Annotated in this window: 15 protein-coding genes; 9 read left to right on the top strand and 6 right to left on the bottom strand. The window is 67.5% G+C overall.

What is annotated here, in order from left to right:
• Positions 1-99 precede the first annotated feature (99 nt).
• From ACWPN3_RS04905 to ftsE, 4 genes are all read right to left on the bottom strand, one after another.
• Positions 100-741, bottom strand: a complete 642-nt coding sequence (locus ACWPN3_RS04905) for a YdcF family protein (protein WP_492244003.1) — start codon at positions 739-741, stop codon at positions 100-102.
• Positions 742-805: 64 nt separating this feature from the next.
• Positions 806-1339, bottom strand: coding sequence for a cell division protein FtsX (locus ACWPN3_RS04900; RefSeq protein WP_492243763.1), 534 nt, complete (start codon positions 1337-1339; stop codon positions 806-808).
• On the bottom strand, positions 1327-1698 hold the full coding sequence (locus ACWPN3_RS04895) for a hypothetical protein (RefSeq protein WP_492243764.1): 372 nt from the start codon (positions 1696-1698) through the stop codon (positions 1327-1329). Before ACWPN3_RS04895 ends, ACWPN3_RS04900 begins: the two co-directional genes overlap by 13 nt.
• 4 nt (positions 1699-1702) lie before the next feature.
• Positions 1703-2452: a cell division ATP-binding protein FtsE gene (gene ftsE, locus ACWPN3_RS04890; protein WP_109448790.1), complete on the bottom strand. Its 750-nt coding sequence runs from the start codon at positions 2450-2452 to the stop codon at positions 1703-1705.
• A gap of 189 nt (positions 2453-2641) precedes the next feature.
• On the opposite strand from ftsE, the gene ACWPN3_RS04885 reads away from it, so the two are divergent.
• From ACWPN3_RS04885 to ACWPN3_RS04865, 5 genes are all read left to right on the top strand, one after another.
• The gene (locus ACWPN3_RS04885) at positions 2642-3424 is read left to right on the top strand and encodes a lysophospholipid acyltransferase family protein (RefSeq protein ID WP_109448792.1); all 783 of its coding nucleotides are present in this window, start codon (positions 2642-2644) and stop codon (positions 3422-3424) included.
• A 126-nt stretch (positions 3425-3550) separates the two neighbouring features.
• Entirely contained in the window at positions 3551-4807 is a 1257-nt protein-coding gene (locus ACWPN3_RS04880) for a hypothetical protein (protein ID WP_492261150.1), read from the top strand.
• Positions 4774-5433: a DUF2491 family protein gene (locus tag ACWPN3_RS04875; protein WP_492261149.1), complete on the top strand. Its 660-nt coding sequence runs from the start codon at positions 4774-4776 to the stop codon at positions 5431-5433. The genes ACWPN3_RS04880 and ACWPN3_RS04875 overlap by 34 nt, the downstream gene beginning before the upstream one ends.
• 28 nt (positions 5434-5461) lie before the next feature.
• Positions 5462-5887, top strand: coding sequence for a DUF350 domain-containing protein (locus ACWPN3_RS04870; RefSeq protein ID WP_109448796.1), 426 nt, complete (start codon positions 5462-5464; stop codon positions 5885-5887).
• Positions 5888-6047: 160 nt separating this feature from the next.
• Positions 6048-6818 (top strand): hypothetical protein, encoded by a 771-nt coding sequence (locus ACWPN3_RS04865; protein ID WP_492243767.1) that lies wholly within the window; start codon positions 6048-6050, stop codon positions 6816-6818.
• A gap of 183 nt (positions 6819-7001) precedes the next feature.
• On the opposite strand, the gene ACWPN3_RS04860 is transcribed toward ACWPN3_RS04865, so the two are convergent.
• The gene (locus ACWPN3_RS04860) at positions 7002-7703 is read right to left on the bottom strand and encodes a hypothetical protein (RefSeq protein ID WP_492243768.1); all 702 of its coding nucleotides are present in this window, start codon (positions 7701-7703) and stop codon (positions 7002-7004) included.
• Positions 7704-8170: 467 nt separating this feature from the next.
• Here ACWPN3_RS04860 and ACWPN3_RS04855 point away from each other — a divergent pair, with 467 nt between their 5' ends.
• From ACWPN3_RS04855 to ACWPN3_RS04840, 4 genes are all read left to right on the top strand, one after another.
• The gene (locus ACWPN3_RS04855) at positions 8171-8404 is read left to right on the top strand and encodes a hypothetical protein (RefSeq protein WP_109096885.1); all 234 of its coding nucleotides are present in this window, start codon (positions 8171-8173) and stop codon (positions 8402-8404) included.
• A gap of 772 nt (positions 8405-9176) precedes the next feature.
• Complete coding sequence (locus tag ACWPN3_RS04850; RefSeq protein ID WP_109096884.1) at positions 9177-9422, top strand: hypothetical protein; 246 nt, start codon at positions 9177-9179, stop codon at positions 9420-9422.
• Positions 9423-9664: 242 nt separating this feature from the next.
• Positions 9665-10432 (top strand): IS5 family transposase, encoded by a 768-nt coding sequence (locus ACWPN3_RS04845; RefSeq protein ID WP_492243769.1) that lies wholly within the window; start codon positions 9665-9667, stop codon positions 10430-10432.
• A gap of 339 nt (positions 10433-10771) precedes the next feature.
• The gene (locus tag ACWPN3_RS04840) at positions 10772-12208 is read left to right on the top strand and encodes a methyl-accepting chemotaxis protein (protein WP_492243770.1); all 1437 of its coding nucleotides are present in this window, start codon (positions 10772-10774) and stop codon (positions 12206-12208) included.
• Positions 12209-12232: 24 nt separating this feature from the next.
• Here ACWPN3_RS04840 and ACWPN3_RS04835 read toward each other — a convergent pair whose 3' ends face one another.
• Complete coding sequence (locus ACWPN3_RS04835) at positions 12233-13645, bottom strand: replication initiation protein (RefSeq protein ID WP_109449286.1); 1413 nt, start codon at positions 13643-13645, stop codon at positions 12233-12235.
• Positions 13646-13884: the final 239 nt, after the last annotated feature.

Below are 13884 nucleotides of genomic sequence, written 5' to 3'. Positions count from 1 at the left end.
GATGTCCGGGCGTGAACCCTGGACAGGACCCTAACTCGGCCCGAAGCCAATTGCAAGTCATTCTCATTCGCTTTTGAAAATTGACATCCTCTCCCGCGATCAGTCCCGAACCGCGCGGCGTACCGCCCAGCGCAGCCCCACCACCAGCAGCTTGTTGTATTCGTTGACCAGCAGGTTGGCGGTGCCGGGCCACATCCACCAGTCGTCGAGATGGACGGTGGGGGCGACGACGGGATGGGGAACCAGTTCCACATCCGGCATCGCCATCGACAGCTCCAGCAGGCTGCGGCGCATGTGATAGTTGGCCGTCACCAGCCGCAACGACCGGAATCCCTGGTCTCGCATCCAGTCGGCCGTCTCATAGGCATTGCCGATGGTGCTGTCGGCGGAATAGCCCAGCGTGATGCAGCACTCCAGTTCGGTCGGGGAACGGCGGGACAGCTTCAGCAGTTCCTGCACATCCACCCCGTCATAGACGCCGGAGACGAACAGCTTCCTCGCGCGGCCGGCGGCGAGCAGTTCAAGCCCGGTGCCCAGCCGGTGGCTGCCGCCGGTCAGCACGACGATGGCGTCGGTCGGCCGGTCGGCCTCGGCACCGCCGGGGGACGACCGCGGCACGTCGGCCGCATACCAGAACAGCCCGCCCAGCCAGACGGCCGCCAGCACCAGCATGCCGACGATCACATGCGCAATCGCCCGCGCCATCATTCCGCCGCCGCGCCGCCGGTGACCGTGGCTCATCATGGTGCCGACCAACCCCCGGTCCTAGCCATGGCCCCACTCATGGCGCGGATCATGACCCTAATCATGGCATGGACTCCAGCGTGCGCAGCACGGTCCAGCGCGCGGTGACCAGCGCCAGAAGGGCCAGCCCCGCCGGCACCAGCAGCAGGGCCCCCCATTGCCAGGGCTGCAACGCCAGATCGGGCAGCAGGCTGGCCCGCAGCCCCTGGGAGGCGCGGTGCAACCCATACATCGTGCCGCCGGCCAGCAGCAGCCCGAGCCCGCCGCCGCGCAGGCTGCGGCCCACCACATGCCGTTCGAACTGGCGCGAGACATAGCGGTCGGTGGCGCCCATCAAATGCAGCAGTTCCACCACCGGCCGGTGGAGGGCAAGGCCGGTGCGCACGGCGAAGACCACGGTCATCACCGCCGCCGCCCCGATCAGCACCACGACACCCAGCGCCGCCAGCCGGATCGCCCCGGCGAAGGAGCGCAGATCGGCCAGCCACACCGCATGGTCGTCCAGCGTCGCCCCCGGCGCGGCGGAGGTCAGGCGCAGGCGGAGTGCCGCGACATCGACCGGCCCGTCGGCGGCGACGTCGATCAGCCGCGGCATCGGCAGCAGCGGATCCGCCGCCCCCGCTCCCAGCCAGGGCTCCAGCAGCCGGGCGATCTCCCCCCGCCCAGCAGGGTCGCCGTTCGGATGCCGGGGAAGGAGCGCAGGACGGTCAGCGCCGCCTCCGCCCGCTCGTCCAACGGGGCGACGGGGGCGCCCGGCATCGGCGCCACCTGCACGGTCAGGCCGCCGGCCAGCCCGCTGTCCCAGCGCTGGGCCATGTCCGACACCAGCATGGCGCCGGCCAGCGCCAGCGCCGCCAGGAACGCCATCAGCGCGGTGATCCAGCCGAGGAAGCGCGAGGAGGGGTCGACCGCCAGCGGCAGGTCGGAACGGGGCCGCACCGGACGAAGCGCCATGCCGCTACTCCCACCTTGAGTCGATGGGCCTCGAATCGATTGGCCCCGGGTCATTGGCCCGCGCATCCTTCGTGCGGGCCTCGACGCGGCCGCGCGCCGGCAGCACCATCAGCCGGCCGTTGTCGAGATGAAGGCGCGGGTGGTCGAACCGGCGGATCAGCGCCTCGTTGTGGGTGGCGATCACCACGGTGGTCCCCAGCTTGTAGAGTTCCTCGAACAGGTAGAGCAGCCGCATGCCGATGCCGTCGTCGACGTTGCCGGTCGGCTCGTCGGCCAGGAGCAGCCGCGGCCGGTTGATCACCGACCGCGCGATGGCGACCCGTTGCTTCTGCCCGCCCGACAGGGTGGAGGGCGTGGCGTGCAGATGGTTGCCCAGACCGACCCAGCGCAGGATCTCGCTGCAATGGGCGACCACGTCGGTCTCCGGCGTGCCGGCCATGCGCAGCGGCAGCGCCACATTGTCCAGCGCCGACAGGTGGTCGAGCAATGCGAAATCCTGGAACACCACGCCGATCTGGCGGCGCAGTTCCGGCAGGTCGCGGCGGGTCACCACCGCCATGTCGCGGCCGAACAGGGTGACCAGCCCGCGCGACGGCCGGTGGGCCAGATACATCAGCTTCAGCAGCGACGATTTGCCCGCCCCGCTGGCACCGGTCAGGAAATGGAACGAGCCCGGCTGAAGGGTGAAGCTGATGTCCCGCAGCACCTCCGCCTCGGTGCCGTAACGCAGGCCGACATTCTCGAAACGGATCACGGTTCCACCACAGCTTGTCACCCTTTCGCGCAGCCCCCCTCCATGCCGGGGACAATGCACCCGGCCGGGAGCGGAGTCCACCCTGCCCGGCAAAAGGCCCTCCCCTCCCCGCCGTCCTCTCTCCGCCGTCCTCTCCCTGACCGCGCGGAATACTTGAGAAGTCGGCGAAGACCTGACAAGTTGCCGGCCATGATCTGGATCCGGTCCCTCGCCTTCAACATCGCGTTCCACCTCTGGACCGCGCTGATGTGCTTCGCCCTGCTGTGGATGCTGCTGCTGCCGCGTCCGCAGATGGTCGCGGTGGTGAAATGGTATCTCGGCACGGTCGGCTGGCTGGAGCGCACGCTCGTCGGCATCCGCTACGAGGTGCGCGGGCGGGAGAACCTGCCCGACGGCCCCTTCCTGCTGGCGGCCAAGCACCAGTCGGCATGGGAGACCATGAAGCTTCACCTGCTGGTGAAGGACCCCGCGATCATCCTGAAGCGCGAGCTGATGTGGATCCCGATCTGGGGCTGGTACGCCGCCAAGGCGAAGATGATCCCGGTCGACCGCGGCGCCGGCGGGGCGGCGATCAAGTCGCTGATCCGCAACTCCCGCCCGGTGCGGGACGAGGGGCGCCCCATCGTGATCTTCCCCCAGGGCACCCGCGTGGCGCCGGGCACCTATCGCCCCTACCGCATCGGCGTCGGCATGCTCTATGACAGCCTCCGCATTCCCATCGTGCCGATGGCGCTCAATGCCGGCCTTTATTGGCCGCGCCACAGCTTCCTGAAGCACCCCGGCACGGTGGTGGTGGAGTTCCTGCCGCCGATCATGCCCGGCCAGCCGCGCGCCGAAGCGATGCGCGACCTGGAGGAGCGGCTGGAGGCCGCGAGCGACCGCCTCGTCACCGCGGCCGGCGGACCGCCCACCCTGCGCCCGCCGCCACCTGAGCCGGCACAGGGCAAGCGGACGGCGGCCGCCGTCTCCTGACGGAAGGCATAGGGGCCGGTCCCCACGGTTAATCCCTTGAGCGCCGCCGCGTATCTGCCTACCCTCGCGCAACGAATCGCCGGGAGGGCCGGTTGAACCGGCCCCGGATGACGCGCGAGAGGATGGATGACGCAGACCGCGAAGCCCCCCAGGCCTACCCGGTACCAGGATCGCTGGACGGAGCGATGGCGCGCAGCCGCCGTCGCCCTGCTGATGATGGTACAGCCGCTGGCGGCCCCCGTCGGCACCATCCTGACCGCTCCCGCGGGCCCTGCCCCGCTTGCAATCGCCGTCACCGCAGCAGCCGTCACGCTGGCGCCGGGCGATGCCGAGGCCCGCGCCAGGTCCAGCAGCCGGTCGTCCAGCAGCCGGTCGTCCGGCGGCTATTCGCGCCCATCGCGCACCCCGTCCGTCGGCAGCAGCGGCGGCAGCGGCGGATACTCCCGCCCCTCCACCTCGCGGACGCCGTCCACCGGAAGCGGCGGCGGCTGGTTCTCCGGCGGGTCTTCGAGTTCGAGCGGCGGCTATGCCCGGCCGGGCAACAGCGCCCCGTCGGTCGCCGCCCCGCCGACCTCGGCAGGTGACCGGACCTTCAGCCAGCAGGGCTCGGCCGATGCGCTGAACCGCTACCGCACCAAGCAGGAGGCCGACCGCACCCCGCCGGCCCAGCCGGGCGCGCCGCCGCCCGCCGCCTCCACCCAGGGGCGGACCGGCGGGTCCAACAGTTCCAGCAGCTCCGGCGGGTCCAGCTGGGGCTGGGGCTGGGGCGGCTCCTCTAACCGCACGCCGTCGACGCGCCCGGCGCCGGCCAATCCCTATGGCGGCTATGGCTGGAGCCCGCCGCCCTACACCGTCAGCGCCCCGCGCCGCTTCGGCGTCTGGGACGGGCTGTTCCTGTGGTTCATGCTCGACACGCTGACCCGGCCGGGCCATGCCGCCTTCTTCCACAACAACGCCGACGACCCCGGCTACCGCGAATGGCGCCAGGAGGCCGACCGGCTGGCCCGCGACAATGCGGAGCTGCGCGGCAAGCTGGACCAGCTCGACCAGTCGGTGGCGGCCCAGGCCGGCACCCCGCGCCAGGCCGGCCAGCTGCCGCCCGACGTGCCGGCGGATTCTGGCGCGCGCCGATTTCGGCCAGTTCGGCCAGTTCGGTGGACAGCGCCAGCGCCGCGCAGGCGTCGCGCAGCTCCGGGCACGGCTTCTGGTGGTGGGGCCTGCTGCTGCTGGGAGCGGCGGTGCTGTTCCTGCTGTGGCGGGCGCGGCGGCGGATGGATGCGCCATCCAAACCGAATGCAGTCGCCGGCAGCCCTGTTTCCAAGGGCTCCGGCTCCAAGGGAGGATTCGACGTGCCCCTGTTCGGAACGCTCGGCAACTATGTGAACCAGAAGCTCGGCGGCAAGGCCTACAGCCCGTCGCTGTTCCGGCTGGGCATGACGGTCACCATCGACCCCACCCCCTTCCTGCTGGCGGAGAGCGCCACCAAGGTCAAGGCGCCGGACACCGGCACCGACCGGCTGGTGTCGATCGAGGCGGTGGGAACCGTCACCTCCGGCCCGGCCACCGTCTACCGCCTGCATCTGCCGGGAGGGGGTTTCTTCCAGATCCATCTCGGCCCCGACGGGCAGCCGGACGAGTGCCGCTATTTCACCCCCATCGACAGCGTCACCCCGTCCGACGAGGGCGAGTGGGGCTTCTGGCTGGATGATGCGGAGGGGATGATCGGCTGGCCGGAGTTCCAGACCAAGGACGGCAAGCTCTATCCCCGCGTCTGGCAGCCGGGCGCCAGCCGCATCCAGCCCTTCACCCTCAGCGAGGCGCGCCAGACCCTGCGCGGGACCGAGACGGTGACCAGCCAGGCGATGCTGTACGGCGCCCCGACGAACGCCGGGGACCCGGCGCCCGCCACCGAATATATCCTGGTGGAGGCGGTGGAGCGCGCCGGCCGCGCGTCGGTCGAGATCGCCGCCGGCATCGACGTGAACCCCGCCTCCCTCTCCCTGTCCTAACCCCCCACACGACAAGAGTGCCGGCCCCATGGAAAGCACCTTCGGTTCCATCCTGACCGCGCTCGGCACCGGCCTTCCGGTGCTGCTGGTCCAGCTCGCCGTCACGCTGGCGCTTCTGGCGGTCGGCGTCGCCGTCTACACCCGCATCACCCCCTTCGACGAGCGCCGGCTGGTGGCGGAAGGCAATGCCGCCGGCGGCCTGACGCTGGGCGGGTCCATCGTGGCGCTCGCCATTCCGCTGGCGGCGACGCTGGCGACCAGCAGCTTCCTGCTGGACATCGTGCTGTGGGGCGTGGTGGCGGTGATCCTCCAGCTGGTCGCCTTCGCCGTGGCGACCCTGCTGATCCGCGACCTGCGCGGCCAGATCGAATCGGGCAACGTCGCGTCGGCGGCGACGCTGGTCGGCGTCCAGCTCGGGGTGGCGGTGATCAACGCCGCCGCCATGGCGGGATGAGCCGGGCCGGGTAAACGGGGCGGGATAGAGAAAATCGCCCCCGAGAGGTAAGGACGGGGGTCTGGTTCCCGGATCGCCCCCACCCCATCTGTGCAGGCGAAGCGTCCGCGGCCTTGGTCCGGGGGCGCCTCCAACAACCCTCCTTCGACAGGAATCAGCCATGCTTGCCTTCATCCGCAACCTTATGGGTGTCAAGACCGACCAGGCCGTCCAGGGCGCCATGGAGGCGCTGGTCCGCTGGGATCCGAAGTCCGCGACCGAGGCGGAGCTGCGGACCATGGAGCAGCATCTCGACGGGCTTGGCCGGCAGGTGGCGGAAGCCCGCGCCATCCATGACCGCGAGCAGCGCGAGGCCGACGAGATCAAGGCCCTGTCGACCCAGCGCATGGCCGCCGCCGAGCATCTGCAGCGCCAGATCGACGCCGAGACCGATCCGTCGCGCAAGGCCGCCCTGGAAAAGAGCCTGGAGACCGTCATCGCCATGCTGGAGGAGATGGCCCCCGACATCGAGCGCGAGGTCCGCGACGCCGTCGAGGCGCGCGAGTTCCTGGAGATGCTGGAGAAGAACTATGCCGACGCCGGCGCCAAGTTGAAGGCCGCCCGCGCCGAGCTGACCCGCGCCCAGCGCGACATGGGCCGCGCCGACCAGCAGCGCGCCATGGCCGAGCGTCAGGCCGAAGCCGCCCGCCAGGCCGCCGGCCTCGCCGGCGCCACCAGCGGCCTGACCGTCGCGCTGAAGGCGATGCAGGACACGGCGGCCAAGGATCTGGCCGCGGCGGAGGCCGCCAACGCCAAGGCCAAGCTGCTGCGCCCGTCGGCCCCGGAGAAGGAAGACCCCAACATCGCCGCCGCGCTGGCCGCCGCGTCGGGCAAGACGGCGCCGACCAGCCTGTCCGACCGTCTGGCGGCGCTGAAGGCCAAGCAGGGCTGAGGGTTCGGGGGATGGGATGACGAGGTCGGCGGGGGAGGATTCCGCCGATCCTTACCTCCTGGGGGCCATCCCGGGCGGCATCGGGGGGGCATCAGAGGGGATGGAACAGCGTGAAACGGTTTCCGGCTGCTGTTCCATGTTCACCGGCCCGCCTCACGGCCGGTCGCCTCACGACCGGCCGCCTCACAGACGGTCGAAGGCGGCCTTTCCGCCCTTGCGCTCCAGCGCCGAGCCGAGGGTGGGATAGGGATCGTCGGGGTTGAGGGTGTAGGGATAGACGCCTTTCGGCCCCGTCGCTTCCGGGCGGGCGAGGATGGCGGCGACGGCGCGCGGATCGGGCGGGGTGCGTTCGCGGAAGGCGCCGGGAATGCTGTCGTCGTCGAGGTCGGCAATCAGGTCGGCGGCAAGGTCGGCAGCAGGCATGGCCGACGGGTCTTCCGACGGCTGAGATGTTTGCGGCTGATGCGCCGGCCGTTGCGCCGGCTGGTCGGCGAGCCCGTCGAGGATGCCGAGCCGGTCGGCCAGCCAGCGCACCGTGGACGGATCGCCGGAGGAGACCAGCCGTTCGATCTGCTCGACGACCAGACTGCGCAGCGAGGACAGCCGCAGGTCGGCCTCGCGTCTCAGTGCCTGCCGCTCCCACCACACCCTGTGACGGAAATCCTTGGAACCGTAATAGGCCCGCCAGAGTGTCGTCCGGCTGCATCCCATGGCGCGGGCGACATAGAGGAAGCTGCTGCCGCGGGCCAGCATGCCGGCGGCCATGATCCATTGCTCCTCATGGAACTGCGAACCGGGGACCAGCGAGCCATCCGAGGGCACCGGCGGCTCTTCGGCCCAGCGGGGGAAATTGTCGTTCTGGAAGGTACGGCTGTCGAGGGCCATGGCGTCGCTCCGCAGGCTGGTGGACGGTTTGCGGAGAGGTTATAGGATTTTGATCCTTTATGGTGGATTTTGTGCAAAACCGGGAGCACGGCAGGGAAGCCGGCTCCGCCCTTCGCGGGGATGACGCCGAAAGAAGTGCCGGCCGATCGGCAAATCGGCGAAGCGCCTCCAGGCCAGCGCTCCTCTATCCCGCAACTTAAGAGGCGGTTTCCAGAACTCTCATTCGATGATCACCGTTCCAGAAACCTGCTGATCTGCCGTCGATTTCCTGTGCCTTTGGCACAGATAAGGCAAAGGCCGTCTTCGCCGCGACGAGGTGAGCGAGTTCGGGGGAAGGCGGTGTTCAGCACAGTACAACTGAAAGTTATGAGAAAATATTTATCGATAAATTGCATGTCTGGAAAACGGTTTTCTCCGAAGTGACGAAAATGATTTTGCAGTGTTGATCTTCCAGAAGGGAAGAAATCATGGACTATGAACTTAGTTGCTATATCACTTTGTCGTCAGCTCCCGAGCATGGGGAGGCAAGAGAGAAGTTGATTAAAGCCGTGCATACGTTCGAAGCCGATCTGAAGCAAGCGGGCATCGGCTATGCTCTTGACCTTCAAAACATCCGGCAAGCTCGTACCGTGATCCATAGCGTGCACGCTGGCACGGAAATGCGTCGAGCCGCCGCCGAGCCGAATGAGGACGCGCCCTAACACTACTTTGGCAGTTCCACCGTGATGTGGCCGGATTGACAGGCGCCTTGTGGTAATGAGGCGCGACGGCGCTTTTTCGCTCCTTGACGCGGTAGGTGTTGGGCCAGAACTGGCCGATGATGGGAAGTCGTGAACCATCGGTGTCGATCGGCTTGGGAACAGGCCCTCTGCCAGTCGCTCGCACTGTTTCTTTCCGGGCCATGGCCCTTCCGCCGACCGTGCGATCATAGAATCCCCGCCCACGGCCGTGCACGATATGGACGGTTCAGAAAAGACCGTCGACGATACACTAAGACACAAGAACAGACGGCCGATGTCCGGATTACCGTCGCCGCCGATGCAGATGCTTCCGAGCACAGCCGAAATGTGCGCTTGGTATTTTCCAGAAAAAGACCATAATACGCGACGCTGCAATTTTTCCCGAACAATGACCGGAGTGGGCATGCGCCTAAAGAAAGCAGCTCAGGCGTCGCGTGGGCATTTCGTCGATCCCTGGATGCGTGTCGCTCATATGACCGGACAGTTGGCGGCGACAGCCGGCACCGCCTGGTCATCGAACCCGCACCCGACGGACAGCGCCCTCGCGCAGAGCTGGCTTGCCGGCTGGCGCGCCTATGACCATGACGCGGCGTCCGCTCCCCTCCTGGTCCAGCTTCCACACCCGCAGCCGGGCTCCCCGCTTCGGGGTTCCCGGTTCCCGGCATCGCCCCGCTCCGCGACGCTGCCTTCCGCAGCGCTGCCGATGCCAATGCCATCACGACAGGATGATTACATGACCACCGAACTGATCGACCGGCTTCCCGGCATGGCCGACGCCGACCTCTCCACCCTCGTCACCAATGCCGAGCGGCTGGTGCGGGCGGGAACACCCAAGCAGCAGAAGTCGGCCCAGGCGGCGATGCCCGCCATCCAGGCGGAGGTCGCCGCGCGACAGGCGAAACTGGCGGCAAACCCGCCCAAGCGCGCCCCGCGCGCCAGCCGGAAGGCCGCTGCGCTGGCGGCCCCAACTGCGCCCTGACCCCAGCGTGCTGGCCAAGCGCCTTGCTGCCCGCTGTACGCCGAGCCATTCTCGCGCATATTCATCAGATCGTGCCGATCCGATGCCCCTGTTGTCGGTGCTGGCTCGTCCCGCACAGGCGCCAGTAGAACTGCCAAAGTGGTGCTAAGAGACCGGTTCCAGAACCTCCATCCGATGATCACCCTCTGGAAACCCGCTGATCTGCTGTCGGTTTCCTGTGCCTTTGGCACAGAGAGGCAGACATGGGGCCAACAATTGCCGATTTGGTGGCGAGGATCATCGACCGGATCGAGGATCGGCCTATCGGTGCCGGGCGTCCGCCAATGCCCCCCGTCGAGATCATCGAAACGCTCCGCTTCTTCCTGCGTGAGGGCGTCCAGTGGCGTGAGCTTCGAGCGGCGGACGGGCGTGCCTCGGGCTCGACCCTGCGCCGCCACCTGGACGAGTGGCACACGACGGCGTTGCTCCGTCGTGTCCATGCCGTTCTTATCCGCATGGCGCGCTCCGGCCCCGACGTCGCCGCTTGGAACGTCGTGGTGGACAGATGCTCGGTACGGGCCAAGCACGGTGGTGACCTAACCGGGCCGAGCCCGACCGACCGCGGCAAGTCCGGAACCAAGTACCACGTCGTGGTCTCCACTGACGGCCTACCGCTGGTGGTCGTCCCTTCGCCCGCCAACGTGCATGACACCAAGCTCTTCCCGGACTTGCTGCGCTTGGCCCAGGTCGTCTGCACCGCCATCGGCAGGCTCTACGCCGATGCAGGCTACGACAGCGCCGACAATCGCTGGCTCTGCCTGCGTGACGGAGTTCAGCCGCACATCCGCAAGATCGGCGAGCCCCACGGCTCTGGGCTCGGCAAGGCCCGATGCATCGTTGAGCACGGCTGCGCTTGGCTGCTGGCCAACAAACGCCTGGATCGACGACAAGATCGGTTGGGGCGCATCATCCTCGCGCTACTCACGGCGGCGGCTATCTTCATCATCGCTAACCGCATCAGTGCATTCTGAAAACCGCCCCTAAAATTATATTCCGTATTTCATGCTTCAACCAAATTCGTCCGGGTATTTTTTAAATGCCCATCATTATGATTATTTCCCAAGTCGATCAATAAAAGTCGGCATTCGCCATCGCAACAATACATGAAATCCAAGCCGGTAATCCGCCTGCGATAAGATTAAAATCGGGAAGCCATGTTTCAATCCCGTAATTGTCTTTTCTGCATAATTCCGGACTCTCCCTGATAGACAGTTTTTTTGCTTTCAATAGGATCCGAAACATACCGGCGCATTCATGTGGGGGAAACGATGTTCGGACGGGGAAAGCAAACTCTTGCGCTGAAGCGCAGGATGGCGGCGCTCGATGCGCTGCGCGCCAAGGTGATGGTGGCGGATGCCGATCTGACCATCGTCCACGTCAACCCCGCGGTGGTCGGGCTGCTGCGCCAGGCGGAGGGCGATCTGCGCAAGGAGTTGCCGCGCCTGGACGTCAATCGTCTGGTCGGCAGCAACATCGACGTCTTCCACAAGAATCCCAGCCATCAACGCGGCATGCTGGCGGCGCTGACCAAGCCGCACAGCGCCACCATCAAGGTCGGCGGGCACCAGTTCGACCTGCTGGTCACGCCGCTGACCGAGGACGGCCAGCGCATCGGTTTCGTCGTCGAATGGGCCGACGCCAAGGAGCGGCTGGAGAACCTCGACTATGCCGCGCAGATGGCGGCGATCAGCCGCTCGCAGGCGGTGATCGAGTTCACCACCGAAGGCGTCATCACCAAGGCCAACGATAATTTCCTGACGGTGATGGGCTATCGCCTGGACGAGGTCGTCGGCAAACACCACGGCATGTTCGTCGAGTCCGCCCATCGCGACACCGCGGACTATGCCCGCTTCTGGGAAACGCTGCGGCGGGGCGAATTCCAGGCGGCGCAGTACAAGCGGATCGCCAAATCCGGCAAGCCGGTGTGGATCGAGGGCGCCTACAACCCGATTCTCGACGAGAAGGGACGGGTGGTCAAAGTGGTCAAGTTCGCCGTCGACGTGACCGCGCAGGTCCAGTTGCTGAACAACCTGAAGATCATGATCGACAAGAATTTCGGCGAGGTCGATCAGGCGCTTCACCTGTCGATGGGAGAGGCGGACTCGGCCAACCACGCCGCGGGTTCGACCTCGGCCAGCGTCCAGGCGGTGGCCGCGAGTGCCGAGGAACTGGTTGCCTCCATTGGCGAGATTTCCCAAAGCATGACCCGCGCCCGCGCGGCGACGGACGGCGCCTTCGACCGCACGGTGACGGTGGCGGAAAGCACCGACCGGCTGGCGACGGCGGCCCAGGCGATGAACGGCATCGTCGGGATGATCAACAGCATCGCCGGCCAGATCAACCTGCTGGCGCTGAACGCCACCATCGAAGCGGCCCGCGCCGGAGAGGCGGGCAAGGGGTTCGCCGTCGTGGCGAGCGAGGTGAAGAACCTCGCCAACCAGGCCGGCAAGGCGACCGAGCAGATCTCCGCCGAGATCGAAGGCATCCAGTCGACCTCGACCGAAGTCGCCACCGCCTTGAGCGCCATCCGCGAGGCGGTCGCGGCGGTGCGGGAGCATGTCACCGGCACGGCGTCGGCGGTGGAGGAGCAGAGCGCCGTCACCCAGACGATGTCGTCCAACATGCAGAGCGCATCCGCCGCCGTGGCGACGGTGACCTCGAACATCACCGCCATCTCCAGCGCGGTCAGCCAAGTGGCCGGCGCGGTCGGACGGACCAAGGAGGCGGCGCACGTCCTCGTACGCTGACGCGAAGGCGCGGCGGGCCGATCCTTACGTCTCGGGGGAGACCGCCTTCGCCACTTTGGCCTTGCGCGCCGCCACCTCGAAGGCGACGTCCTCGATCAGCCCGCCGGTCAGCGAGGACAGGGCCGACTTCAGGCTCGGCCAGTGATTCATGCGGGCGGTGTCGGCAACGGCGGCGTTCCTGGCCATCAGGACGAGGCGGCGGCCACCCTGGGGGGCCTCCTCCACCCGGTCCGGCTCCAGCTCGGCCAGCAGCGGCGCGGGCACCTTGCCCTTCAAGGCGTGCAAGACGGCAGCCCACAGGGCGGTCACGTCGTCGGCGTCGGGCAGCGGGCCCAAGTCGGCGAGGCCGGCCTCCACCGGATCGGCAGGAGCCACGGTGTCGACCTTGCCGATGCGGCGCGCCCGGCGGCCGGCGCTGTGGCGTTCGCGCTCCAGATAGGTCTCGGCCGCCTCCTCCTCGTCCTTGGCGAGGAATTCCAGCGTCACCGCCTCGATCTTGCGGCCTTTCCGCTTCATCTTGTCTTCCGGCATGCTGACGCGGAAGGGGGCGAGCTGGTTCACCTCGGCGATGGCGCGGTCGATGGTGCGGGTGCGCAGGATGCCGAAATCCTTGTAGGCGCCCTCCGGCACGTTCATCAGCTTGCGCAGCGTGTCGATGTCGAGCTCCAGCGACGGATAGTCCATCTGGTAGCGCTGCATGCCGATCTCGTAGAGCTTCAGCGCGTAGGTGCTGGTGACCTTGACCATCGCCGGACCGGACAGCTTGGCCCACAGCTGCGACGAGCGCTGGATTTCCAGGAAGGCGTCGGTGAACTGGAAATGGATGTCGGCGGCGTCGCTGTCCTCCTCCTCCTCCGGCCGGACATAGCTGGAGAGGATGCGCAGTTCGGCGCGCGACCGCCGGCCGCGAAAGGGGCCGATGACCACCAGGCTGGAATCGAAGATTTCCTTCAGCGCGTCGAAGATGCGCTCGTTCCCCTTGTGGTTGCCGCGCACCACGCGCTTGGGCATGCGGTAGAGCTTGTTGGCGAAATTCTGGCTGCCGGCGAGATGGATCATGAAGTTCAGCATCTTCTGCGCCGGCAGCGACAGCCGCGTGCCGTTGGCGGGGTAGCTGTAGACCGCCTCCGCCGCCTTGATCAGATGCTTGTAGCCGTCGCGCTCGAAGGTGGCGCTGGCGACGCGGGCGGTCAGGCCGGCGACCGGGGCCGCGGAGTCGGCGCTGACCGCCGGCAGCGTGGCCGCCGCGCCGTCGCCGTCGATCACAGCACCGCCGGCCAGATCCTGCGGGCCCAGCACCACCAGCCCCGGTCCGCCCTTCGCCGATTCCGCAATCCTGTCGGCAGTCATCGGGGCCGCCATGGGCGCAGCCGCATCCGACGGGACGGACTCCTCCGCCACCGTGCTGCGCGCCTTCCTGCGCCCCGTCCCCGCCATAGCCGTCCTCCGCCAGAATCGGGGGAGGCTAAATCAATCCTTACCAGAAAAACAAGTAAGGAAAGGGTCGCGCCGCAGAATCCTTTTCATCCTTACACCCTGGGGGCGGAACCCTTACGCCCCGGGGGGTGTGCAAATCGCCCCCGCCCGGTAAGGCTGTTTCCCCCACCCTGTAAGGAAGATTCGCACCGACTCGCGGACTCCTCTGGAGATTCGCGCCGACGAATCCTCTTAAAAGG

This window comes from Azospirillum sp. UENF 111221, assembly GCF_058780625.1.
This window is presented reverse-complemented; position numbering and strand designations above follow the sequence as displayed.